The 23172-nt window shown below is 49.6% G+C and carries 24 protein-coding genes; 7 read left to right on the top strand and 17 right to left on the bottom strand.

Features of this window, described 5'->3' with window-relative positions:
• Positions 1-28: 28 nt before the first annotated feature.
• Genes recG through gmk form a run of 5 tightly spaced genes read right to left on the bottom strand, consistent with a single transcriptional unit; the run spans position 29 to position 5892 of the window.
• Positions 29-2110 (bottom strand): ATP-dependent DNA helicase RecG, encoded by a 2082-nt coding sequence (recG, locus tag RHD99_RS23590; RefSeq protein WP_309876976.1) that lies wholly within the window; start codon positions 2108-2110, stop codon positions 29-31.
• Positions 2111-2114: 4 nt separating this feature from the next.
• A complete protein-coding gene (gene trmH / locus RHD99_RS23585; protein WP_183272945.1) occupies positions 2115-2804 on the bottom strand; it encodes a tRNA (guanosine(18)-2'-O)-methyltransferase TrmH in 690 nt (229 codons plus the stop codon).
• A gap of 4 nt (positions 2805-2808) precedes the next feature.
• A complete protein-coding gene (spoT, locus tag RHD99_RS23580; RefSeq protein WP_309876973.1) occupies positions 2809-4920 on the bottom strand; it encodes a bifunctional GTP diphosphokinase/guanosine-3',5'-bis pyrophosphate 3'-pyrophosphohydrolase in 2112 nt (703 codons plus the stop codon).
• 18 nt (positions 4921-4938) lie between these two features.
• Positions 4939-5214 (bottom strand): DNA-directed RNA polymerase subunit omega, encoded by a 276-nt coding sequence (rpoZ, locus tag RHD99_RS23575; protein WP_034461476.1) that lies wholly within the window; start codon positions 5212-5214, stop codon positions 4939-4941.
• Between the two features lie 54 nt (positions 5215-5268).
• Positions 5269-5892 carry a guanylate kinase gene (gmk, locus tag RHD99_RS23570; protein ID WP_183272943.1) on the bottom strand — a complete coding sequence of 208 codons (624 nt, stop codon included), beginning with the start codon at positions 5890-5892 and terminating at the stop codon, positions 5269-5271.
• Between the two features lie 256 nt (positions 5893-6148).
• On the opposite strand from gmk, the gene ligB reads away from it, so the two are divergent.
• Positions 6149-7837, top strand: a complete 1689-nt coding sequence (gene ligB / locus RHD99_RS23565; RefSeq protein ID WP_309876969.1) for an NAD-dependent DNA ligase LigB — start codon at positions 6149-6151, stop codon at positions 7835-7837.
• On the opposite strand, the gene RHD99_RS23560 is transcribed toward ligB, so the two are convergent.
• Positions 7834-8451, bottom strand: a complete 618-nt coding sequence (locus RHD99_RS23560; protein WP_309876967.1) for a trimeric intracellular cation channel family protein — start codon at positions 8449-8451, stop codon at positions 7834-7836. The two genes, ligB and RHD99_RS23560, sit on opposite strands and share 4 nt — an antisense overlap.
• A 249-nt stretch (positions 8452-8700) precedes the next feature.
• A complete protein-coding gene (locus tag RHD99_RS23555; protein WP_183272940.1) occupies positions 8701-9564 on the bottom strand; it encodes a YicC/YloC family endoribonuclease in 864 nt (287 codons plus the stop codon).
• Between the two features lie 249 nt (positions 9565-9813).
• On the opposite strand from RHD99_RS23555, the gene rph reads away from it, so the two are divergent.
• Both rph and pyrE read left to right on the top strand, forming a co-directional pair.
• The gene (gene rph / locus RHD99_RS23550; RefSeq protein ID WP_309876964.1) at positions 9814-10530 is read left to right on the top strand and encodes a ribonuclease PH; all 717 of its coding nucleotides are present in this window, start codon (positions 9814-9816) and stop codon (positions 10528-10530) included.
• A gap of 186 nt (positions 10531-10716) precedes the next feature.
• Positions 10717-11358, top strand: coding sequence for an orotate phosphoribosyltransferase (gene pyrE / locus RHD99_RS23545; protein ID WP_309876962.1), 642 nt, complete (start codon positions 10717-10719; stop codon positions 11356-11358).
• A gap of 30 nt (positions 11359-11388) precedes the next feature.
• On the opposite strand, the gene slmA is transcribed toward pyrE, so the two are convergent.
• From slmA to coaBC, 3 genes are all read right to left on the bottom strand, one after another.
• Positions 11389-11985 (bottom strand): nucleoid occlusion factor SlmA, encoded by a 597-nt coding sequence (slmA, locus tag RHD99_RS23540; protein ID WP_309876960.1) that lies wholly within the window; start codon positions 11983-11985, stop codon positions 11389-11391.
• A gap of 120 nt (positions 11986-12105) precedes the next feature.
• The gene (gene dut, locus RHD99_RS23535) at positions 12106-12564 is read right to left on the bottom strand and encodes a dUTP diphosphatase (RefSeq protein ID WP_183272936.1); all 459 of its coding nucleotides are present in this window, start codon (positions 12562-12564) and stop codon (positions 12106-12108) included.
• Positions 12542-13753: a bifunctional phosphopantothenoylcysteine decarboxylase/phosphopantothenate--cysteine ligase CoaBC gene (coaBC, locus tag RHD99_RS23530; RefSeq protein ID WP_309879255.1), complete on the bottom strand. Its 1212-nt coding sequence runs from the start codon at positions 13751-13753 to the stop codon at positions 12542-12544. Before coaBC ends, dut begins: the two co-directional genes overlap by 23 nt.
• Before the next feature lie 165 nt (positions 13754-13918).
• Between coaBC and radC the strand changes: the two genes are divergently transcribed.
• The 4 genes from radC (at position 13919) to mutM (ending at position 16111) form a co-directional block, all read left to right on the top strand.
• A complete protein-coding gene (gene radC / locus RHD99_RS23525) occupies positions 13919-14596 on the top strand; it encodes a RadC family protein (RefSeq protein ID WP_270141711.1) in 678 nt (225 codons plus the stop codon).
• Positions 14597-14812: 216 nt separating this feature from the next.
• Positions 14813-15049 carry a 50S ribosomal protein L28 gene (rpmB, locus tag RHD99_RS23520; RefSeq protein ID WP_309876957.1) on the top strand — a complete coding sequence of 79 codons (237 nt, stop codon included), beginning with the start codon at positions 14813-14815 and terminating at the stop codon, positions 15047-15049.
• 13 nt (positions 15050-15062) lie between these two features.
• On the top strand, positions 15063-15230 hold the full coding sequence (gene rpmG / locus RHD99_RS23515; protein ID WP_002208990.1) for a 50S ribosomal protein L33: 168 nt from the start codon (positions 15063-15065) through the stop codon (positions 15228-15230).
• A gap of 71 nt (positions 15231-15301) precedes the next feature.
• Positions 15302-16111 carry a bifunctional DNA-formamidopyrimidine glycosylase/DNA-(apurinic or apyrimidinic site) lyase gene (gene mutM / locus RHD99_RS23510; RefSeq protein WP_183272934.1) on the top strand — a complete coding sequence of 270 codons (810 nt, stop codon included), beginning with the start codon at positions 15302-15304 and terminating at the stop codon, positions 16109-16111.
• Positions 16112-16115: 4 nt separating this feature from the next.
• On the opposite strand, the gene coaD is transcribed toward mutM, so the two are convergent.
• From coaD to rfaQ, 7 genes are all read right to left on the bottom strand, one after another.
• On the bottom strand, positions 16116-16610 hold the full coding sequence (gene coaD, locus RHD99_RS23505; protein ID WP_309876955.1) for a pantetheine-phosphate adenylyltransferase: 495 nt from the start codon (positions 16608-16610) through the stop codon (positions 16116-16118).
• Entirely contained in the window at positions 16607-17383 is a 777-nt protein-coding gene (locus RHD99_RS23500) for a glycosyltransferase family 2 protein (RefSeq protein ID WP_309876953.1), read from the bottom strand. The genes coaD and RHD99_RS23500 overlap by 4 nt, the downstream gene beginning before the upstream one ends.
• Positions 17383-18657, bottom strand: a complete 1275-nt coding sequence (gene waaA / locus RHD99_RS23495; RefSeq protein ID WP_309876951.1) for a lipid IV(A) 3-deoxy-D-manno-octulosonic acid transferase — start codon at positions 18655-18657, stop codon at positions 17383-17385. The genes RHD99_RS23500 and waaA overlap by 1 nt, the downstream gene beginning before the upstream one ends.
• A 168-nt stretch (positions 18658-18825) precedes the next feature.
• Positions 18826-19827 carry a glycosyltransferase gene (locus RHD99_RS23490; RefSeq protein ID WP_183272930.1) on the bottom strand — a complete coding sequence of 334 codons (1002 nt, stop codon included), beginning with the start codon at positions 19825-19827 and terminating at the stop codon, positions 18826-18828.
• A 20-nt stretch (positions 19828-19847) separates the two neighbouring features.
• The gene (locus RHD99_RS23485; RefSeq protein WP_309876949.1) at positions 19848-20948 is read right to left on the bottom strand and encodes a glycosyltransferase; all 1101 of its coding nucleotides are present in this window, start codon (positions 20946-20948) and stop codon (positions 19848-19850) included.
• Positions 20949-20951: 3 nt separating this feature from the next.
• Positions 20952-22079 (bottom strand): glycosyltransferase family 4 protein, encoded by a 1128-nt coding sequence (locus tag RHD99_RS23480; protein WP_309876947.1) that lies wholly within the window; start codon positions 22077-22079, stop codon positions 20952-20954.
• Positions 22076-23158, bottom strand: coding sequence for a putative lipopolysaccharide heptosyltransferase III (gene rfaQ, locus RHD99_RS23475; protein WP_309876945.1), 1083 nt, complete (start codon positions 23156-23158; stop codon positions 22076-22078). The genes RHD99_RS23480 and rfaQ overlap by 4 nt, the downstream gene beginning before the upstream one ends.
• Positions 23159-23172: the final 14 nt, after the last annotated feature.

Genomic DNA, 23172 nt, shown 5'->3' with positions numbered 1-23172 from the left:
GGGAGAAGGTTGGGATGAGGGCGGAAAATCAGGCGTTTGAATAGCGTTCCGTTTCAGGCATCCAGCGCTCAATGAGCGCGGTTGCCTGTTCTGGATAGCGTTCATGAATATGGCGTGCAAGGCGCTGTACTTCTGGGATCATCGCCTGATCGCGCAGTAAATCTGCTACTTTAAACTCGGCGTTCCCTGTCTGACGCGTGCCAAGCAATTCCCCCGGCCCACGAATTTCCAAATCCTTTTGCGCAATCACAAAGCCATCGTTGCTATCACGTAACACCTGCAAACGCAGCTGCGCTGTTTTCGATAGTGGCGACTTATACAGCAACACACAATGGGAGGCGACGGCACCACGCCCTACACGCCCACGGAGCTGGTGGAGCTGTGCAAGCCCCAGACGCTCTGGGTTTTCGATAATCATCAGGCTGGCATTTGGGACATCAACGCCCACTTCAATGACCGTTGTGGCGACCAGAAGATGAATCGACCCTTCCTTGAAAGCCTGCATCACTGATTGCTTTTCTTGTGGTTTCATCCGGCCATGTACCAGCCCAACATTCAGATTCGGCAGAGCGGCTTTTAGCTCATCCCACGTAACTTCTGCGGCCTGTGCTTCCAGTAGCTCCGACTCTTCAATCAGCGTACAAACCCAGTATGCCTGGCGGCCTTCATCGCTGCATGCGCCACGCACGCGGTCGATAATATCGTTGCGGCGCGTGTCAGGGATGGCAACAGTCGTGACCGGTGTACGGCCAGGCGGCAGTTCGTCGATCGTCGACGTATCCAAATCAGCATAGGCCGTCATCGCCAGGGTTCGTGGAATGGGCGTTGCGGTCATGATGAGTTGATGGGGATGGAATCCCTGAATCTGACCTTTCTCCCATAGCGCCAGGCGCTGATGGACGCCAAAGCGATGTTGTTCATCAATGATAACCAGTGCGAGTTGAGAGAACTGCACCTGTTCCTGGAAGATCGCGTGTGTTCCCACCACCATCGATACCTGACCGCTGGCGATAGCGTCTTGTTGGGCGATGCGCGCTTTGCCTTTTTGTTTACCTGCAAGCCAGCCAACCTCAATGCCCAATGGTGCAAACCACTGACGGAAATTATTGGCGTGTTGTTCGGCGAGCAACTCCGTCGGAGCCATCAAACCGACCTGTTTGCCATGCGCAATGGCACGCAATGCGGCAAGTGCCGCAACCAATGTTTTACCCGATCCCACATCGCCTTGCACCAGACGCATCATCGGTACATCCAGCGCCATATCATGTTCAATTTCTGCCACGACACGTTCTTGAGCACCTGTTGGTTTGAACGGGAGTGCTGCCAACAGTTGGTTTTTTAATTCGTCATGATTATGTAAAGGCAAAGCGTGATAACGCTGAGCGCCCGCACGAAGTGCGAGCATACTTAGGTTATGCGCCAGTAACTCCTCAAGGATTAAGCGTTGCTGAGCCGGATGTTTCCCCGTTTCGAGATCGGCTAACTGCATTGTTGGTGGTGGACGATGTAACGTCCTCAACGCTTCCGGCAGACTCATCATTCCCTGACGCAAATCAGCAGGGAGTAATTCAGTGATAGCGCAGGTATCCAGCAACTCCAGCGCCTGATCGGTCAGTTTGCGCAAAGTGGCCTGGCGAATACCTTCAGTGGTGGGATAAACCGGGGTCAGAGTTTCCTGTAATTCCGGGGTACTCAGATCGCCCTGAATGCGGTATTCCGGATGAATCATCTCCGCGCCGTGCGTCCCTCGCTTTGCTTCCCCATAAGCAAGTACACGCTTACCGGCTGCGAGACTGTTTTTCATCGCCGCATTGAAGTTGAAAAAACGCATGGTCAGGATGCCGGTGCCGTCAGAAATTTGGCAAGTCATCATGCGACGACGACCAAAACTGATATTACAGTTCAGCACTTCCCCTTCAACCGTGGCGTGAGTACCAGGCATGAGGTCGTTTATTGGATAGAGTTGAGTCCGGTCTTCGTAGCGCAGTGGGAGATGAAGCAGGAGATCCTGAATGGTATGCAGGCCAATCTTGGCCAATTTACCGCTCTGGCTGGCCCCCACTCCGGCAAGCGTACTTAACGGTATGGCGTCCAGCAAACGGCCTTTCATCTGACTACTCCGCAGATTGCATTGTGGCCCACCATGCGGCATCAGCTTCTATTTCACCTTGCTGATTCACATGCGGGTAGGGCAAACCTTTCCGGCGGGAAACTCGCGCCAGTACAGGATAACCGCCTTCAAACAGCAGACGCTGTTGTTCGGACTCTGGCAGAGTGCTGTTTTCACGCTGATACATACCGGCGTTCTGACGTTGACGCTGCGCTTCATAAAGAATGAGTGCTGAGGCCACGGAAACATTGAGCGATTGCACCATCCCGATCATCGGAATAATGATGTCCTGGTCTGCCAGTGCTAATGCTTCCTGAGTAATGCCCGTTTTTTCCTGTCCCATCAAAATGCAGGTTGGGCGCGTGTAATCAATTTCGCGGAAATCGACAGCTTTATCAGAAAGGTTGGTCGCGAGGATTTGCATTCCGCTGTTTTTGAGGTGAGCAACGGCATCACCGATATGGCGATGGGTTTTGACTTCAACCCACGAATTGCTGCCTGCTGCAGAGGAGGCCATGGTGCGCATTCGGTTACCCGGCCAGACCGCGTGAACTTCATGTACACCAACAGCATCAGCAGTACGAATAATCGCTGACACGTTATGAGGTTTATGGACCTGCTCCATACAGACGGTCAGGTCAGGCTGACGCCTGGCGAGCATCTCGCAAATACGCGCATAACGTTGAGGATTCATAACACTAGTTTCGGTTGCGGGTAACTTTAATCACATCCGGCATCACACGGATTTTACGCATGAGGTTCGCCAAATGGACACGGTCGCGTGCAGTCAGTCGAATGAACGCACTGTAAACACGGCCATCTTTCTCTTCAGTATTCAGGCTTTGAATATTGGAACCTGCATTATTGAGCGCAGCCGTCAGGTTTGCCAACGCACCCTGATGGTTAAACATATCCACCTTTATCTCGGTGGTGAACTCTTGTTCTGTCTCTTTATCCCATTCCACCGCCATAAACTTCTCTGGCTCTTTTTGGTAGCCACGGATGTTACGGCAAGATTCATGATGGATAACCAGCCCTTTGCCTGGGCTTACGTGCGCAATAATCGGGTCGCCAGGAATTGGTCGGCAACACTTGGCAAAGGTGATCAATACACCATCAGCACCTTTAATCGGCAGATGACTGTGAGTCGGTGAATGGCCTTGCTGAATCGCGGACGACTCACCTTGCAGGTTTTTCGCGACAACCACACTCATGGCATTACCGAGGCCAATTTCAGCCAGCAAATCATCAAGCGTGGCGAGCTTCATGCGCTCCAACTCACGTTGAATATTTTCTGGCGGGACCTCAGCTAATTTGCGGCTGCCACCTAAAGCGTGGTTTAGCAGACGGCGTCCGAGACTAACGGAGTCGTCACGCTTGAGATTCTTCAGCATCTGGCGGATTTTGGCGCGCGCTTTAGAACTCACAACGAAATTCAGCCAGGCGGCATTCGGGCGTGCGCCTGGGGCGGTAATGATTTCGATTGTCTGGCCGCTGCTGAGCGACTGAGACAGGGGATAGGGTTGTCTGTCGACTCTGGCACCGACACAGGCGTGGCCGATGTCTGTATGCACCGCGTACGCGAAGTCAACAGGTGTCGCACCTGCCGGTAATTCGACAATGCGCCCTTCCGGTGTGAAAACGTAAATCTCATCCGGGAACAGATCGGATTTTACGCTCTCGATAAATTCAAATGAACTACCCGCACTTTGCTGTAATTCCAGCAGGCTTTGCATCCAGCGCTGGGCGCGGATTTGTGCCGTTGTACCACTTTCACCTTGCTCTTTATAAGCCCAGTGAGCGGCAACCCCCATCTCTGCCATCTGATCCATATCTTCGGTACGGATTTGCACTTCTACCGGCACACCATGTGGACCAATCATTGAGGTGTGCAAAGACTGATATCCGTTCGCTTTCGGAATGGCAATATAGTCTTTCACCCGTCCAGGGCGTGGCTTGTAGAGGCTATGCATCTGCCCAAGGACGCGATAACAGGTATCCATGTCATGAACGATCACGCGGAAGGCGTAGATATCCATAATCGAGTGGAAACGCTGTTCTTTGAGCGTCATTTTGCAGTAGATGGAGTAGAGGTGTTTTTCGCGGCCGCTAACGCGACACGGAATGCCCGCTTCTTGCAAACGTCCGTCAATCTCAGAGAGGATTTTTTGAATCATCTCTTTGCGGTTACCCCGTGCCGCTTTGACCACTTCTTTAATCACGCGGTAGCGGTTCGGGTAAAGCGCTTCAAAGCCCAATTCCTCCAGCTCAGTCTTCAGGTGATGAATACCAAGTCGGTGCGCAAGGGGGCTATAGATTTCGAGGGTTTCGCGAGCGATACGGCGACGCTTATCAGGGCGCAATGCCCCGAGTGTCCGCATATTGTGCGTACGGTCGGCGAGTTTGATCAGAATGACGCGGATGTCTTGCACCATCGCCATGATCATTTTGCGGAAGTTTTCAGCCTGAGCTTCTTTCTTATCGCGGAATTTCAGTTTGTCTAACTTAGATACCCCTTCCACCAGTTCGGCAACGCTTTTGCCAAACAGTTGTTCCATATCCTGGTAGGTGGCAGGGGTGTCTTCGATCACATCATGCAGTAGTGCGGCCATCAGCGTTTCAAAGTCGAGTTTCATCTCGGCCAGAATGCAGGCAACAGCTACGGGATGGGTGATATAGGGTTCACCACTTGAACGTGCTTGTCCCTCGTGAGCATCACGCGCAACAAGGTATGCTTGCCGAAGTCGCTTTATTTGCTCCTCGGGCAAGTATTGTTGAATCAGTTGATTCAGGCTTTCAAACAGATACAAGGGCTACCCGCAGGTTAATTAACGACGACCTTCAGCAATAGCGGTAACAGCCTGCAGTTCTGCGGCTTCCTGCTCTTGCTGCTCCTGGCGATCACGAACATCAAGAATCTGGTTGGTGATCAACCCTTCTTCGATTTCGCGCAGTGCGATTACAGTCGTTTTATCGTTTTCTTCAGGCACCAGTGGATCTTTACCACCAGTTTGCATCTGACGAGCGCGACGTGCGGCGACCAGAACCAGGTCAAAACGGTTACCAATTTTCTCAACAGCGTCCTGAACAGTTACGCGTGCCATAATTAAAATGCTCCACAGATGAAGAAATGACTGGGCATGATACTGAAACTGGGCTCAGTCTGCCAATAGTTTGCTGATTAAAGCGTCATGTCGCGCTTTTTGGCGACCCATTCGTAGACGCTCGGCACGAATGATAATTTTTAAATCTGACAGCGCAGTGTCAAAATCGTCATTGACGATTAAATAGTCATATTCGGCGTAATGGCTCATTTCTGCAACAGCTTGCTCCATACGCTTAGTGATAACTTCTTCACTGTCTTGCCCACGACCACGAAGGCGGCGGTCTAATTCGTCTTTTGACGGCGGCAGAATAAAAATACTGCGGGCTTGCGGCATTTTCTGGCGAATCTGCTGCGCACCTTGCCAGTCAATATCCAGGAACACATCCACACCAGTTGCCAGAACTTGTTCAATAGCATGGCGTGAAGTGCCGTAGTAATTGCCAAACACTTCAGCGTGCTCAAGGAATGCGTCTTCAGCAATCATCTGCTTAAACTCTTCCTTTTCCACAAAGAAATAGTGTTCACCATGGTTCTCTCCCGGGCGAATACCACGAGTGGTATGGGAGATCGAAACCTGTGTGTCATACAGCGGTTGTGTCTTTAACAAAGCCTGGATGAGGCTGGATTTTCCCGCGCCACTAGGGGCGGAAACGATATAAAGCGTGCCTTGAGCCATGAGTTCTAACTTATTCGGTAAGCATAAAAAGAAGTGCGTATACGGGCCTATTATACACGCCGTCTTCGTGTCACGGAGAATTTGTCGTGCCCCTCGGCAATATTTCTACCAATTTGCGTAATGTTTTCCAAAAAACACCTCGTGTTGCTGCAACGAGTTAAATACCTCTGAAAGCTCCTCGTATCATTTTTAAAACGCAATCGCGTTGATGGTTTCCTGGCGTTATACCTCTTCTTGCTTCTACACGGAGGGACTTATGAAGTGGATAACAAAGCTTATCGGGTTTCTGGGGTTGCTGAGCGCAATGGCGTCGGCGGCGTGTCCGGCCTGGTCATCAGTGCAAGCCCAGCAGGAGATGGTGAAATTGAATGAAAAGCTCGGGAAGTGGGACCGATCTTATTACCAACAAGGTGTGAGCGAAGTCAGTGATGCAACCTATGATGGCCTACGTCGGCAATATAATGAATGGCAGCGATGCTTTCATCCCTCTGAAAAACCACAGCAGCCGCAGATAGCTACCCTGGGCAAAGCGTTGCATCCGATTGCTCATACCGGTGTCAAAAAACTGCCAGACAGTGAAGCCGTTGCCCAGTGGGCAAAAGGCAAAACCGATCTTTGGGTACAACCTAAAGTCGATGGTGTGGCAGTGACCCTAATTTATCAGCAAGGGCACTTGTTTAAACTCCTTAGCCGCGGGGATGGTGAGAAAGGGCAGGACTGGACAGCAAAGGCCAAAATGATCCCCGCTATCCCCAAGACCCTTTCAGGCCAACTTGCCAATAGCGTGTTGCAAGGCGAGGTTTTCTGGAAAAGAGATAGCCACGTACAGAAAGCGATGGGTGGCATTAATGCGAGAGGAAAAGTGGCGGGAGCCATGATGAGCCAATCCTCCCCGGGCCTGATGAGTGAATTGGGAATATTTATCTGGGCGTGGCCAGATGGTCCTGCTGATATGAATATGAAATTAGACATGCTCGCTCAGGCTGGTTTTCCGCTAACCAAAAAGTGGTCAATGCCTGTCACCTCAGTGGACAAAATCGCGATGTTGCGGGAGTCCTGGTTTACAACCCCGCTTCCTTTTGTGACCGATGGGATTGTGGTGCGCGAGGCCATAGAACCTGCGGGGAAATATTGGCTTCCAGGTAAAGCAACGTGGGTGATTGCATGGAAATACCCGCCAGCCCAGCAAATTGCCGAAGTTAAGGACATTCAATTTACGGTAGGGCGTACAGGAAAAATAGCCGTTGTTCTCAGACTGAACCCCCTACAGATAGATGATAAAAAGATTAAACGTGTGAACATAGGTTCAATAAAACGTTGGCAAGTTCTGGATATTGCGTTGGGCGATCAGGTGATGGTAAGTCTTGCAGGGCAAGGGATTCCACGCGTCGATGAAGTCGTATGGCGTGTAAGCCAACGCAACAAACCGCAGCCCCCCACAGATAAAATGGTCACCCCGCTGAGTTGTCTGTTCTTTGAAATTTGGTGTCGCGAGCAGTTTATTGCTCGCCTGGCCTGGATTAGCTCTCCAGAGGTTATGAATATCAATGGGGTGAGCCTGCGCTCCTGGCAGCAGATCCAACAGAATCTCAGCCTAAAGAACATTTTTTCCTGGCTTACGGTCACTCAGGAAGAGCTACAGCAGATTAGCGGAATTTCTCCAGCCAGAGTGGCCCATCTTTGGCAGCAATTCTCGCAAGTTCGACAACAACCCTTCAGGCAGTGGCTGCTAGCGTTTGGTTTACCGCTACCCCGGGCGGTGTTTGCCACGCTGCCAGATTCACAGTGGTCGCAGCTAGTTGCGCGGGATGAGCATAGTTGGCAAAAACTACCGGGTATTGGTGCAGCGAGGGCCAAAAAATTGGTGGAGTTTGTGAATCACCCCCAAATTGCTGCGCTAGTCGTTTTTCTGGCAGAGCAGGGAATTCGGGGATTTGCCGATTAGTGATCCGCGTGTTTGTAATGAAACACCGGTAATCCAAGGCGCAGACGTAACGCGAGTAAGCGCGTGGTGAAACCGAACAAGAGCGTGGAGATTATCACGACGTCCTGGTTCGAAACGTAGTGTTCCAGAACGATGTAAAGCACCGCGGAGGCGAAAGCAATGCCGGCATAGAGTTCTTTCTGGAACACCAGGGGGATACGCTTACAAAACATATCGCGTAAAACACCGCCAAATACGCCCGTTACAACGGCTGCAATGATTGCGATGATGGGGCCCTCTCCCATATCCAACGCTATTTGCGCACCGATGATGGAAAACACAACGAGCCCAAGGGCATCGAGGACCAGGAAAAGGCGACGCAGATGAGGCATTACGGGGGCAAATACGGTGGTTAGTACGGCTGCAACTGCGACAATCACCACATACTCTGGGTGTTTCACCCAACCCAACGGGTAGTGGCCTAGAAGAATATCGCGAACCGAACCGCCACCAAGGGCTGTGGCTGTCGCAATGATTATTACACCGAAAGTATCCATACGGCGGCGGCCAGCTGCTAAGGCGCCGGTCATTGCTTCGGCAGTAATGCCGACCAAATAAAGAATATGTAACAGCATTAGTACCCCCAGAGGAAACGCTAAGAGGGTAGCGTTTTGTGAGCAAAATCACGATTGAGTTTTTCTAAAGCGATGGTTTTTTAATTAGATTTTCTAATGGCTTTATTTGGTTTTAGCTAGATTAGTAGGGTTTAGTGCTGATTTTAAAATTTAAAATGGATTAGTTTTATTGCGGTTGATTCGATGATGAATGTTCACCCATAACAAAAAGCCCGCATAGTAGCGGGCTAAGAAGGTCAAAGCTGAAAATTATTCGATGTTCTGAATCTGTTCACGCATCTGTTCAATCAGCACTTTCAGTTCGATGGCTGAATTGGTGACATCAGAATTGATTGATTTTGATGCCAGGGTGTTCGACTCGCGATTAAACTCCTGCATCATAAAGTCGAGACGGCGACCAACAGCCTCTTTTTTCTTCAGAATGTTGTAGGTTTCTTTGACATGAGCTTCCAGCCTGTCCAACTCTTCGGCAACGTCGACACGCTGAGCCATTAATACCAGCTCTTGCTCCAGACGGTTGTTTTCAAGCTGAACTTGCGCATCTTCCAACTTCGCAACCAGACGATCACGTTGCCATTTCAGGACTTCTGGCATTTGAGCTCGAACTTTAACGACTTCGCCACTGACGCCTTCAAGACGCTGCTCGATAAGCTGTTTCAGGGCCTGACCTTCTGTTTCTCGGGCAATGATGAAGTCATCAAGAGCGCCATCAAGTGCTGCAAGAATTTCGGCGGTAATGGCATCAAGATCTTGTTCTTTCGCTACCATCACACCCGGCCAACGCAAAATATCAACCGGATTAATTTCGCCTTCGTCGCTTTGCATTTTTACCCAATTCGCCGCTTCAACCAGCTGCTTAGCCAGTTTTTCATTAAGCAGCAAAGAGCTCTGGGAACGGGCGTCAGGTTCGAAACGTAAGTTACATTCGATTTTTCCGCGAGTTAAGCGTGTACGAATACGCTCGCGAGCCACAGGTTCGAGGCTACGGAACTGTTCCGGCATACGGATGTAAGTTTCGAGATAACGCTGGTTTACCGAACGTAACTCCCAGGAGGCGCTGCCCCATTCGCCTTTTACTTCACGTCGGGCATAGGCGGTCATACTGCGGATCATATTTCGTAACCGTATTCTGTAATAGATGTGGGGATTATAGCCATGCCAGGACTTGCAGGATAGGAATATACCCGTCGTATTTCAAGTTGCAGATGCGTTGGCTGCATTCGCTCACCCCAGTCACTTACTTTAGTAAACTCCTGGGTATTTACGAACTTGCCGCCTTTCTGCAACTCGAAATTCATTGGGTATAAGCGAACGAAGTCCGTATAATGCGCAGCCACATTCGTTTTAGCCGGAGATAACCCCATGCGTCCATCAGGTCGTAGCGCCGAACAAGTGCGCCCAGTCACCCTGACCCGTAATTACACCAAACACGCAGAAGGCTCCGTGCTGGTCGAGTTCGGCGATACTAAAGTACTCTGTACCGCCACCGTTGAAGAAGGTGTTCCGCGCTTTCTGAAAGGCCAGGGCCAAGGTTGGATCACTGCTGAATACGGGATGCTGCCACGTGCAACCCATAGCCGTAATGCCCGTGAAGCTGCAAAAGGCAAACAGGGCGGCCGTACCCTTGAGATTCAGCGCCTGATTGCGCGTTCTCTGCGTGCAGCAGTCGATTTGAAAGTCCTTGGCGAATATACCATTACGCTGGACTGCGATGTACTGCAGGCAGACGGCGGTACTCGTACCGCATCTATTACCGGTGCATGTGTAGCACTGGCTGATGCTCTTAATAAACTGGTCGCTGCAGGTAAGCTGAAAACTAACCCAATGAAAGGGATGGTTGCAGCGGTATCAGTCGGAATCGTTAAAGGCGAAGCTCTGTGCGATTTGGAATATGTTGAAGATTCCGCGGCAGAAACCGACATGAACGTCGTGATGATGGAAGATGGTCGCATGATTGAGGTTCAGGGCACCGCAGAAGGCGAGCCGTTCACCCATGAAGAGCTGTTGGCGCTACTGGCGCTGGCGCGAGGGGGAATTGAATCTATCGTAACGGCGCAGAAGGCGGCGTTAGAAAATTAATATTAGGCGACTCTGAGAGTCGCCTTTTTTATGCACGTCATACTTCAAGCTGCATCTTTGTTGGCTGCACGAACTTACCCGAGACACTTACTTACGTAAGCTCATCGGGATGCGTTCTCTTGTCGCCGCGACGCAACTCGAATTATTTTGTGCATCTACCAAAATGAAATGCAAAGGAGCAAATCCATGAAACCGTATCAGCGCCAGTTTATTGAATTTGCGCTTAACAAGCAGGTACTGAAGTTTGGCGAGTTTACGTTGAAATCTGGGCGCACCAGCCCTTATTTCTTCAACGCTGGGCTATTTAATACCGGGCGTGATCTGGCACTGTTGGGCCGTTTTTATGCCGCCGCGTTAGTGGATTCTGGTATTGAGTTTGATTTGCTGTTTGGGCCGGCTTACAAAGGCATTCCTATCGCTACGACTACAGCGGTTGCGTTGGCAGAGCATCATGAACGTGATGTGCCTTATTGCTTCAACCGTAAAGAAGCAAAGGATCACGGGGAAGGTGGGAACCTGGTCGGCAGTGCTCTGCAAGGGCGCGTGATGCTGGTGGATGACGTTATTACCGCCGGTACTGCAATTCGTGAATCAATGGAGATTATTGCTGCAAATAACGCATCGCTAGCGGGTGTCCTTATTTCTCTGGATCGTCAGGAGCGAGGTCGTGGCGAAATTTCTGCGATTCAGGAAGTGGAACGTGATTATCAGTGCCAGGTCATCTCTATCATTACTCTGAAAGACCTGATTGATTATCTGGAAGAAAAACCTGAAATGGCCGGGCATTTAGCCGCGGTGCGTGAGTACCGTACCCAGTACGGAGTGTAAGTAAAAGGGCCTTTCAAAGGCCCTTAATATTTAACGAAGTTGTGCAGCAATCAGCGGCCAGCGGGTATCAAAATCACTTGTAGGTAAATAACGGAACTCGCTGCGTACAAAACGCGATAACGTCCCTTCACAAAATGCCAGAAGCAGGCTTGCGAGTAGCGATTCATCAGTGTAGTAGCCTTCACCTTCGCGCATCTTCTTTTCACGCATGACCTGACGCAATTGAACTTCGATACGTTCAAAAAGCTGATTGATACGGCCTTGCAGGCGGTCTTGTTCAAACATTAGCGCATGCCCGGTCAGAATACGCGTCAGCCCCGGATTACGTTCGCCAAACCCCAGGATCAAGAGAACGATTAATCGCAGACGTGCGTGGGTATCTTTCTCATCTTTCAGGATGAGGTTGATACGGGTAATCAGACTGTCTTCAATAAATTCGATAAGGCTATCGAACATTTTCGTTTTGCTGGGAAAATGTCGATAAAGTGCAGCTTCGGAAACACCAACAGTCGCTGCGAGCTTAGCCGTCGTAATTCGTTGACTGCCATCGCTGGATTCAAGCATTTGGGCCAGAGACTGAAGTATTTCTTCGCGACGATTCCGTTTCGCAATTTGCTTTTCTGCCATGTTCTAAAATACCCCTGAAATAACGCACTTGTCAGGCAGGTAGCCACACAGCGCTCGCAAACTTAAAGTTTGCGGTTTTTTCACATTTTTTACGCTGTGGGGTTACGTTTTTAAATGAAGTTACTGACGTCCTGAATGGCCAAAGCCACCTTCGCCACGATCGCTAGAATCGAAATCTTCAACCAGGTTGAATTCTGCCTGGACGACGGGCACAAACACCATTTGAGCAATGCGTTCACCGGGTTCGATAGTGAAGTGATCTTGACCGCGGTTCCAGACGGAAACCATTAACTGCCCTTGATAATCTGAGTCTATCAGCCCAACAAGGTTGCCTAAAACAACACCATGCTTATGACCAAGACCTGAACGAGGCAGAATGACGGCCGCAAGAGTTGGATCGGCGATATGGATAGCCAGCCCGGTTGGAATCAGTTTGGTTACACCAGGAGCAAGCTCTACGGCGTCATCCAGACAGGCACGTAGGTCAAGTCCCGCAGAACCGGAAGTTGCATAAGTCGGCAGTGGGAATTGTTGGCCAACGCGTGGGTCCAGAATCTTAACGTCGATTTTTTTCATCATAACGGGTAACTATCTCGTTCAGTAAAAGATGGCCAAGGAGCTCTTTACGTTCAAGAGGTAAGACTTTATCTCCATCCTGCCAGAAAAGGTGCAATGCATTGTTTTCGCTGTTAAATCCTTGGCCTGCCTGTGATACATCGTTCGCACAAATCAGATCAAGGTTTTTACTCACGCGTTTTTGCTGGGCGTATTCTTCCACATTATTTGTTTCGGCGGCAAACCCAACAACATATGGACGGTGAGTTAAAAGTGCTGCGACACCGGCAACAATATCCGGGTTTTTAATCATTTTTATTGTAATTTCATCGCCTTGCTTTTTGATTTTTTCATCAGCAACGGCTGCGGCACGATAGTCTGCAACGGCGGCACAACCAACGAAAATTTGTTGCTCCTGCACATGCTGTTGGACTGCAGCTTCCATTTCCAACGCCGTGGTGACGTCAATACGCTTTACCCATGGTGGCGTTGGTAAAGAAACAGGGCCTGAAATTAATGTCACATTTGCGCCGCGTGCTGCCGCTGCCGCTGCGATGGCATAACCCATCTTCCCGGAACTATCGTTGGTGATATAGCGTACAGGATCCAGGCGTTCGCGAGTCGGGCCGGCGGTAATCATGACATTGAGATGTTGCAGATCTTTGATGACAGCAAAATGTTGAGCGGTCATGTCTACAATCGTTAATGGGTCAAGCATACGACCGGGGCCAACATCGCCACAGGCCTGGCTACCGCTATCCGGCCCCCACATCAATAAGCCGCGTGCAGAGAGTACCTCAAGGTTATGTTGAGTCGCTGCGGCTCGGTACATCTGTTGATTCATAGCAGGGACAACGGCAACAGGCGCAGGGGTTGCAAGACAAATCGTACTCACCAGGTCATTTGCCATACCTACAGTAATGCGGGCAATTAAATCGGCCGTGGCAGGTGCAAGAATAACTAAATCAGCCCATTTACCTAATTCAATATGACCCATTGCTGCTTCTGCGGCGGGATCTAACAAGCTGTCTGACACCGGGTAACCTGACACGGCTTGTAAACTCAGTGGCGTAATAAAGGCTTTTGCCGCCTCTGTCATTACCACTCTTACCTCAGCCCCGCGTTCACGCAGGCGGCGTACCAGTTCAGGTGTTTTATAAGCAGCAATACCGCCGCTGACACCCAGAACAATTTTTTTGCCAGAAAGCCCCATCATGATTTTTCCACCAGAAGTCACAGTCATCTGGCTATTTTACCACACTCATTCGGTAACGACTTTTTTGCAGTTTGCGAGACATCCCGCATGGGGAATATCTGCATATCGTGTGTGCTTCTCAAGTTGTGCACAATGAGCAGCATTAAGGGCAAGGAGGTTCTGATGAGTGAGATAATAGAGCAGGCTGGAGCATGCATGCCGCGAGAAAAACTGCTGAAATTTGGTGCAGCCTCATTAACGGATGTCGAGTTAGTGGCGTTATTTTTACGTACGGGTTGCCAAAATATGAATGTACTCGCGTTTGCACAGAGCTTATTGCATCAATTCGGCTCATTAAGCAGGCTGTTGTCTGCGGACCATTCGGAATTTAAAGATGTGAAGGGCATTGGTGATGCGAAATACACCCAGCTTAACGCTATTGCTGAGCTGGCAAGGCGTTACTACTATTCACGTGGCGTTGATGAGCTATCCTTAAAAGGACCGGATTCAGTCAGGGAGTATATCCAAAGTCAACTGACAACAGCAGAACGCGAGATCTTCATGGTTATTTTCCTGGATAACCAGAACCGAGTGATTAAACATAGTCCAATGTTTGCTGGAACTTTGAACCATGTAGAGGTTCATCCGAGAGAAATTGTGCGCGAAGCGATGAAATCAAATGCAGCGGCGCTAATACTCGCGCATAATCACCCGTCTGGTCGAGCAGAACCGAGTAAAGCTGATCGTGTTATCACCGAACGCATCGTAAAAGCTTGCCTGTTTATGGACATTCGAGTGCTCGACCATCTTGTTATTGGCCGTGGAGAGTACGTTTCTTTTGCAGAACGTGGGTGGATTTAGGCCGAATTGCGCGATCCTTGGGGATCTTTGTCTGTTCGGGACTTGAGCACATGCGTTAGGCAGCGTATACTACGCCACCTTTGAGAATCTCGGGTTTTGGCATTATGCGCCTGGCACTGTGGTTCACATTGAACCGCCAGGGACCAGGCTTGCGGCCTGACGAGGCGCCATAACCCTATACGAAGCTCGAGCTAATTTGATTTTTGGAGAATAGACATGTCCCGAGTCTGCCAAGTTACTGGCAAGCGTCCGGTGACCGGTAATAACCGTTCCCACGCAATGAACGCGACCAAACGCCGTTTCCTGCCGAACCTGCACTCTCACCGTTTTTGGGTTGAGAGCGAGAAGCGTTTTGTCACACTGCGTGTATCTGCTAAAGGTATGCGTGTAATTGATAAGAAGGGTATCGAATCGGTTCTGGCCGATATGCGTACCCGTGGCGAGAAGTACTAAGAGGAACTAAGTCATGGCTAAAGGTGTTCGCGAGAAGATCAAGCTGGTTTCTTCTGCTGGTACTGGTCACTTCTATACCACCACGAAGAACAAGCGTACTAAGCCGGAAAAACTGGAACTGAAAAAGTTCGATCCAGTTGTCCGTCAACACGTACTGTACAAAGAAGCTAAAATTAAATAATTTTAGTGTCTTTGATGAAAACCTCGCTTCGGCGGGGTTTTTTCGTTTTAGGCTTTTAGTCTGGAGGAGAGATGCCCGAATTACCTGAAGTAGAAACCAGTCGACGTGGCATTGAACCCCATTTGGTGGGGGAAACTATCCTGCATGCCGTTGTGCGTAACGGTCGCTTACGTTGGCCAGTCTCCGATGAAATCCATGCTCTAAGTGATAAACCCGTCTTAAGTGTGCAGCGCCGCGCTAAATATCTGCTTCTCGAACTCCCGGATGGCTGGATTATTATCCATCTTGGCATGTCGGGTAGCCTGCGTATTCTTCCTGAAGATTATCCTGCCCAAAAACATGACCATGTCGATTTGGTGATGAGCAATGGCAAAGTCCTGCGCTATACCGATCCGCGCCGCTTCGGTGCCTGGTTATGGGCGAAAGAGTTAGAAGGCAGTAATGTTCTGGCACATCTTGGGCCGGAACCTCTAAGTGATGCGTTTTCTGCAGATTATCTACGCGAAAAATCTGCGAAAAAGAAAATGGCGATAAAGCAGTGGATTATGGATAACAAACTGGTGGTGGGGGTGGGTAATATTTATGCCAGTGAATCGCTGTTTGCTGCAGGAATCCATCCTGATCGCACTGCCCAGTCACTTTCATACGCTGAATGCGAAATACTGGTCAAAACTATTAAAGCGGTATTGCTACGGTCGATTGAGCAGGGCGGAACTACGCTAAAAGATTTTTTGCAGTCGGATGGAAAACCTGGCTATTTCGCTCAGGAGTTGCAGGTTTATGGGCGAGCAGGAGAGCCATGTAAGGCTTGTGGTGCGCCAATAGTTACCAGTAAGCACGGGCAACGCAGCACGTTTTATTGCCGCCATTGCCAGCACTAAATCTTTAGTTCGCGGGTGCCTGCTTGAGTTTTTCCAACAGCGCTTTGCAGACAGGCTCAGGCAGGAAGTGTGCAACATCGCCATGATGACGAGCGACTTCCTTTACCAGCGATGAGGAGACAAAAGACCACTCTTTCGAAGGCATCAGGAACACACTTTCAAGCTCGGGCATTAAGTGGCGGTTCATGTGAGCCAGCTGCATTTCATACTCAAAATCTGCTGCTGTACGCAACCCTCTGACCAGAACGTTAGCGTGTTGAGTTTTAGCAAAATTCGCCATCAGATCGCTAAAGCCGACAACTTCAACGTTTGGTAAGTGTGCGGTAACCCCTTGTGCCAGCAGAACTCTTTCTTGCAGCGTGAACATGGTCTTCTTGTGTGGACTATTGGCGATGGCCAGAATCAAGGTATCAAACATCATCGCAGCACGTGTCACGATATCCAGATGACCGTTGGTAATGGGATCAAACGTACCAGGGTAAATCGCTCGGGTGGTCATAGAGTTTTGTTTTCCGTATAGCCTTGATTCAGCGCCCAGAGTTCAGCGTACTTATTAAACGTATACTGCGCATTGACCACCGCAAGTAACCAGCCTTGCTTTCCATCAAGAAAGCCCGCTCTCAACAGCAGAGTTTTACAAAAAGCGCCAAATGTGTGACCAAAAATCCCGGCAAGGGAAACTCGCTTGCCACGTTGGTGGCGCTCCTGAGCCCAGGCGGTCGCATAATTTAACTGTTTGCGCTGGAAGCTGGCGAAATCGCGGCAGGTCAGATGAAGCAAATCCCCTTTGAGCGGGATAATTTTTGCACCTGGCGCTTCGAGAGATTCGTGAACCTGATTGTCATTATAGCGGTAGCGTGAGCGGGCATAGAGGCGTGTCACACGATCCGGATACCATCCACTGTGGCGCATAAAACGGCCAAGGAATAGATTGCGGCGAGCAATGCTGTATACAGCATCTGGCTGAGGATTATCTAACACGGCTTTAAGCGTACTGGCCAGTTCCGGCGTAACACGCTCATCGGTATCGATCATCAGAATATAATCGTGACTGGCATAGCTCTGTGCCAGTTGACGCTGTTTGCCAAACCCTTGCCAGTTTTCGTTAATGAAAACTTTCGCACCCGCCTGAAGGGCGATCTCGACGGTGGAGTCTGTACTTCCCGAATCCAGCAAGACTACTTCATCTGCCCACGCGACCGAAGCCAGGCATTCTGGCAGCACGTCCGCCGCATTTTTAGCGATCATGACCACTGACAAACGATTGGGCATTAGTGGCTCCGTTGCGGCAGATACGGTTGCAACAATTGCAGTAACCGTTGTAGAGCACCCTGATTCTGGTGAAGGACTTCCACGGCATGACGGCCATAGTAAAGACGATAATCTTCATCGGTTAACAGAGTCGTAATTTCACTCACTAGCGATGAGGCATCCGTGACGGTAATCAACCCATCCGCACGCTGCAATCGGGCGCAGATATCTTTGAAATTGAAGGTATGTGGGCCCATTAATACTGGAATCGCGTGTGCCGAAGGTTCCAGCGGATTATGGCCTCCGCGTTCAACCAGGCTTCCGCCCACAAAGGCGAGATCGGCAATTCCATACAGCATCATCAGTTCGCCCATCGTGTCACCGATAACGACTTGCGTGCTGCTGGACGGTTTTTCGCCACTGCTGCGCATGATATAGCTGAAACCAGCCTTCTGAGTCATATCCCGAGCATCTTTGAACCGCTCAGGGTGGCGTGGAACAAGAATTAGCAGTAAATCTGGGAACTTGGCCAGCAACTGACGGTGCGCATCCAGAATAATGCTCTCTTCACCATCATGGGTGCTGGTGGCAATCCATACTTTACGATGCGGGGCCCATTGGCGGCGTAGCGTAATCGCACGTGCGGCGAGTTCTGGGGTCACAGAAATATCAAATTTCAGGCTGCCGGTGACGGTTAACTGAGTGCGTTTAAGACCAAGCTCGATGAACCGAGCCCCATCTTCTTCATTTTGCGCAGCGATGAGTGTAATTTTGCTCATCAGACGACGCGTGAAATTACCCAGTTTTTTATATCCCTTTGCCGAGCGTGCAGAGAGACGAGCATTGGCAATGACCAGTGGGATTTTACGTCGGTGTAATTCGTTGATCATGTTGGGCCACAATTCTGTTTCCATCACGATAACTAATTTAGGGCGCACGGTATTGAAAAAGCGCTTCATGGCGCAAGGGAGATCATATGGCAAATAAACATGGTGCACATTTTTCCCAAAGGCCGACAGCGCACGTTCCGAACCCGTTGGGGTCATTGTGGTGACGGTAATTGGAATCGTTGGGTAGCGATGGCGCAGGGCGCGAACTAACGGAATTGCCGCCAGTGTCTCGCCAACGGATACTGAATGCAGAAGAATACCATCGGGCTCCACTTTTCCACGGCAATAGCCGTAACGTTCCGCCCAGCGTTTACGGTACGCGGGAGCTTTACGGCTACGGAGTAACAGTCGCAGCCAAACAAGCGGCTGAATAAGATAGAACAGAGCGGTATACAACGATTCCAAGCGAATTTTCCGTATTTTCATTATCGGCGGGCAAATTCTAAGCATTCGGGAAGCTTAAAGCTATTGTTTTGGTAATATCACGAAGGCATTGCTTAGTATTCAGATGCGTTAGTGCTTGAGTTGCAGAAGCTGCGGGCGGCATGCGGCCACCCGCTTGTGAGCGGTTTTTCAACCCGGTACGCGGGTCGCTTTCTTCAGTTTTAGGTAGCGACGACCCAGGCGCCAGCGTAGTCGGAATCCGCGAGCATTTTTCCAAATCAGACGCCAGATACCGCGATCAAAAAACTCCTGAACGATCATCTTCTTCTTGTGCGGATCTTTCATATTATTGAAAGTGTGTAATATCCCAAGACCCTCTTTAGCGATTTGCCAGTTACAGGCAGGGATATTCTTTACCGCTTCCGGATAACGCTGGTTAATAGCATCCAACATTTCCAGTATTTTCATATAATGGCGAGCTGAGCGGATAAGGGTGTCATCAGTATCTGGTTTATGGGAAACCGAGGCTGAATGGATGTAGTAATCGTAGTATTGCTCGTCAGTATATTGGACGCGCTCCGCAGCAAGTAACACCTCTGTTGTCCACGGAATGTCCTGATGGCGTAAACCGGGTTCAAAAGTAAAACCATGTTCGCGAATGAAATCATGTCGATAAAGGTTCAGCCAGGTTACGTGCAGAAACTTGCGCGAATCCAGCGCACGTTTAAGCCACTGGGGGCCACTCAGTACGTCGGTCGACTGAAGTTTGTCTCGCGGAAAGATCGGTCGTGAAGGCTTCTTGTTGTTTTCGTAAACGTAATTTCCATTACACGTCACGACATCCAGGTCATTTTTTAATGCCAGATCCAGCAAATGACGGTACATGCCGGGTTTGAAGTCATCATCGATATCCGGGAAGGAAAGGTACTGGCCTGTGGCTACAGCGAGCCCAGTATTACGCGCAATCGAAACGCCCTGATTTTCCTGCTCAATGATTTTCATGCCAGGGAACTTGCTACTCCAGGCTTCAATAATCGCCATGGAGCCATCGGTTGAACCATCGTTCACCATAATGACTTCCATGCCGTCGATATTCTGAGCGTCTAGACAGGCAAAGAATTTAGCCAAAAAAGACTCGCCGTTATAAACAGCAACGACAACGCTGAGGAGTGGACGTAGGTTCTGTTGCATAAAATTACCTGGAAATATTGTTATCTTTCTTCCGTTGCCAGTGACAGATACTGCTGGCAGATGGCACCAATGCTATATGACTCAATAGTCGTGGTATCAATAACGGGTGGGTTGTTATAAATATCCAGCATAGTGTCTGCAAAGTCCTGATCACTCATACCTGAAAGGCCGCGAGCCAGTTCTCCGGTAAGAATCTCTGCTGGTCCACCAGGGCAATGTGTACTCACTGTGGGGGTCTGGCAAATTAGCGCTTCGACCAGCACATTGCCAAATCCCTCGCAATCGGAGCTCAGCAGCAGCATACGCGCATTGGCAATCCACGGATAAGGGTTTGATGCGAATGGTTTCAGAATCACGCGGTCGGCAACACCCGCATTTGTGGCCATCGCTTTTATTTCGGCAATACGCTCGGCACTGCCGTTACCCATCAGGATTAGCGGCGCCTGAATTCCACTGAGTGCATAAGCTTTGATCAACCGGTCATGGCGTTTATGTTCATGGAAACGACCAACGTGGATTAAATACTCCTGCCCCGCCATTTCGCACGGTTCTTTCGCTTTTAAATATATTCCGTCGATATCGAAAGGGTTATGGATAACGGTGCCCCTGGACAACGTAATATCGAAAGCCGTAGTAATGTCTTGTAGTACCGCCTGAGACACGGCAACGACATTGCTATTTTGGTAAACGCTTTGAATTTTTTTACGTTTTATCCAACGAGACAACCCCTGTCGATGCTGAAGATAGGAGTAAGAAAACATGCCATGGACACAGTACCAGAGCTTCTCACGCGCAATTGATTTGGTATGAGCAACAATGCGGTCGGTTTTATGCAGGTGAGAAAAGACGAGGTCGAAATTCCCTTTTTTCTGCGCTTGTTCAACTGCGCTATCAAGCAAGGCAGCACGGCGAGACAATTCTGTCAGCTTGCGCCAGGGTTTTTTACAGGTATCCAGTATGACCTGATAATCAACGTCTTCCGGGATCTCATAATCACAGACGCGGCGCAGCGAAAAAACGGATACCTGATGGCCCATTCCTACCAAACCTTTCGATAAGGTAAGTACGGTCTTCTCAGCACCACCGCCAGGTAAACCATCAATAATCATTAGGATACGCATCGTCTAATCCAGTATATTTTGATACAGCGAAATAAGTTGCTGTGAAAGTTTTTCCGGTGTCGCATCCCTGACGCGTTCGCGAGCATAACTCCCCATTTTCTCATCCACAAAGCGTGAAGATATTGCCATTACCGCTTCTGAAAGTTGGGGGATAGTGAGTGCATCACAAACGTATCCGTTTTGTCCGGTTGTTATAAATTCAGCCCCACCACAAGTGGCTGAAGTAATAACCGGTAAACCACATGCCATTGCTTCAAGAATCACATTTGGAAATGGATCATATAGTGTTGGCAGTAATAGTCCATCAGCGGCCTGATAGAAAGGCAGCGTATTCTTCTGCATTCCCATAAACCGTATCCGATTCAGGCACCCCAGAGATTGTGCCAGTTCGCGATAGTTTTTCTCGGCTTTATCTTGCCCGACCACAATCAAATAGCGATCGGTAGGTGCAATGGCTTTGATTGCATTGGCCAGTCCTTTACGCTCAAATCCTGAGCCGACAAAAACCAATGTCACTGCGTTTTGCGGGATAGACATCTCCTCACGCAGTTTCACACGCAGTTCTTCATTTGCCGGAACGAAGCGGGAGGAGTCAATTGCATTATAGATGACATGTATCTTATTAGCAGGAATAGAGAAATCTTCAATAATTTCCCTTTTAACCATTTCTGCATTACAGATGACGGCTTTGAGCTCGGGAGCCTGGTACATCGCCTTTTCGGCCTGCATTACGTAACGATGATACCTATCGAGGAACAGCCACTTTCCACGCCATGCAGGTAAAATTCTCGCTCTTTGCATTAACCATCTGCGGTGAACACCATCACCCGCACGATAAATATCACAGCCCGCTATGCGTTCATGACTTTGGACAATATCGAAATTCTCGCGTTGCCATATCGCTCTTGCCGCATCCGCAAAACCTTTTTCACGGCTGATTCGACCTAGCTTCATCGGATCACAAATATGAATATGCCAATTGTCCTGGCGCGCACCTTGCCATTGCCGCGTGATAACGTTGAGTTCCATGTCATGGGCGCTTAACGCCTCAAGTGCGCGTGAAACGAAACGCTCAGCCCCTCCATCGGGGCGATATTTTTGGCGGACGATAGCCAGACGGCAGCGCTTCATAACAATTGTTTCCTTGCAGCAGCGACAACAACATCAACCGGGATGGCATCGAGAAAACGTTCTTTCGTATTGGTATCAATTTTGTCAGGGTCTGGCAGCTCACCATAATTCCCTGCCCAAATAACTTCACCGACGACGTCCCACGGGCTCCAGAACACCAGTTTCGAAGGGCCAAATAGGGCGACACATGGCGTTTTTAATGCGGCAGCCATATGCATTGGTACTGAATCAACACCAATGAACAGTTTGGCATGGTCGATCAGAGCCGCTAATTGACGCAGGGTTAACTCACCAGCGAGGGAATAAACACGCTCTGAAGGACATAACGCACGAATTTTTTCAATCATCGCTTTTTCGTATTTATCGGGCCCTGAGGTTAACACCAGGGTATGCCCGTCTTTTTGCAGCGCTGTGATTGTTTCAGCCATTTTGCTCTCATCCCAGCATTTGAAGAACCAGCGGGAGGTGGGCTGTACAACAATGTAAGAACCTTCAACCCCATTGCTTTGCAGCTTCCTTTGAACGGACTGCCAGTCGTCAGGCTGATAGCTCATCGTAACATCCCTGACAGGCGCAATATTCAATGGGGCAACAATGGATAAATTTTGTTCCACAGTGTGCAGGGTCTGATGACCGGACACTGAAGCGAGTTGAGTGTGGCAATATTGCCAAAACCAACCACGGCGCTTATTGAAATCGAAACCGATACGCGAAGGAGCTCCAGTGAAGCGGGTAACAATGGCGCTACGCCATTGATCTGCAAGATTGATAACCAGGCTGTATTTTTGATCGCGCAAAGTTTTCAGTAATTGCCATTCTTTGCGTAAATGCTGGCGAGTACCGAGTTTTCGCCATTTACGGTCAATTCCATAAATACGATGAATGAATGGATGTGCCGCTAGCATGTCTCGCGTTTCTTCATAGAGCAGAACATCAATTTCTGCTTGTGGCCAGGCTTGATGTAATGCGTTGATCACCGGAGTAGTGAGCAACATGTCACCATGATGGCGCAACTTTATCAGTAAAATACGGGCTGGTGGCACGGCCGCGAGAGCATTCAAAGCGTTATTCATTATCATCTTTAGGTGATTAA

Source organism: Buttiauxella selenatireducens, from assembly GCF_031432975.1.
GTDB classification, from domain to species: Bacteria; Pseudomonadota; Gammaproteobacteria; order Enterobacterales; family Enterobacteriaceae; genus Buttiauxella; species Buttiauxella selenatireducens.
Note: the sequence above shows the minus strand (reverse complement) of the source record. Positions and strands in the feature narration are given on the sequence as shown.

Bases quoted from the DNA above. Each gene is read 5' to 3' on its own strand.
- recG (WP_309876976.1), bottom strand. From the start codon at position 2,110: ATGAAAGGCCGTTTGCTGGACGCCATACCGTTAAGTACGCTTGCCGGA.
- trmH (WP_183272945.1), bottom strand. From the start codon at position 2,804: ATGAATCCTCAACGTTATGCGCGTATTTGCGAGATGCTCGCCAGGCGT.
- rpoZ (WP_034461476.1), bottom strand. From the start codon at position 5,214: ATGGCACGCGTAACTGTTCAGGACGCTGTTGAGAAAATTGGTAACCGT.
- gmk (WP_183272943.1), bottom strand. From the start codon at position 5,892: ATGGCTCAAGGCACGCTTTATATCGTTTCCGCCCCTAGTGGCGCGGGA.
- ligB (WP_309876969.1), top strand. From the start codon at position 6,149: ATGAAGTGGATAACAAAGCTTATCGGGTTTCTGGGGTTGCTGAGCGCA.
- RHD99_RS23560 (WP_309876967.1), bottom strand. From the start codon at position 8,451: ATGCTGTTACATATTCTTTATTTGGTCGGCATTACTGCCGAAGCAATG.
- RHD99_RS23555 (WP_183272940.1), bottom strand. From the start codon at position 9,564: ATGATCCGCAGTATGACCGCCTATGCCCGACGTGAAGTAAAAGGCGAA.
- rph (WP_309876964.1), top strand. From the start codon at position 9,814: ATGCGTCCATCAGGTCGTAGCGCCGAACAAGTGCGCCCAGTCACCCTG.
- pyrE (WP_309876962.1), top strand. From the start codon at position 10,717: ATGAAACCGTATCAGCGCCAGTTTATTGAATTTGCGCTTAACAAGCAG.
- slmA (WP_309876960.1), bottom strand. From the start codon at position 11,985: ATGGCAGAAAAGCAAATTGCGAAACGGAATCGTCGCGAAGAAATACTT.
- dut (WP_183272936.1), bottom strand. From the start codon at position 12,564: ATGATGAAAAAAATCGACGTTAAGATTCTGGACCCACGCGTTGGCCAA.
- coaBC (WP_309879255.1), bottom strand. From the start codon at position 13,753: ATGGGGCTTTCTGGCAAAAAAATTGTTCTGGGTGTCAGCGGCGGTATT.
- radC (WP_270141711.1), top strand. From the start codon at position 13,919: ATGAGTGAGATAATAGAGCAGGCTGGAGCATGCATGCCGCGAGAAAAA.
- rpmB (WP_309876957.1), top strand. From the start codon at position 14,813: ATGTCCCGAGTCTGCCAAGTTACTGGCAAGCGTCCGGTGACCGGTAAT.
- rpmG (WP_002208990.1), top strand. From the start codon at position 15,063: ATGGCTAAAGGTGTTCGCGAGAAGATCAAGCTGGTTTCTTCTGCTGGT.
- mutM (WP_183272934.1), top strand. From the start codon at position 15,302: ATGCCCGAATTACCTGAAGTAGAAACCAGTCGACGTGGCATTGAACCC.
- coaD (WP_309876955.1), bottom strand. From the start codon at position 16,610: ATGACCACCCGAGCGATTTACCCTGGTACGTTTGATCCCATTACCAAC.
- RHD99_RS23500 (WP_309876953.1), bottom strand. From the start codon at position 17,383: ATGCCCAATCGTTTGTCAGTGGTCATGATCGCTAAAAATGCGGCGGAC.
- RHD99_RS23490 (WP_183272930.1), bottom strand. From the start codon at position 19,827: ATGCAACAGAACCTACGTCCACTCCTCAGCGTTGTCGTTGCTGTTTAT.
- RHD99_RS23485 (WP_309876949.1), bottom strand. From the start codon at position 20,948: ATGCGTATCCTAATGATTATTGATGGTTTACCTGGCGGTGGTGCTGAG.
- RHD99_RS23480 (WP_309876947.1), bottom strand. From the start codon at position 22,079: ATGAAGCGCTGCCGTCTGGCTATCGTCCGCCAAAAATATCGCCCCGAT.
- rfaQ (WP_309876945.1), bottom strand. From the start codon at position 23,158: ATGATAATGAATAACGCTTTGAATGCTCTCGCGGCCGTGCCACCAGCC.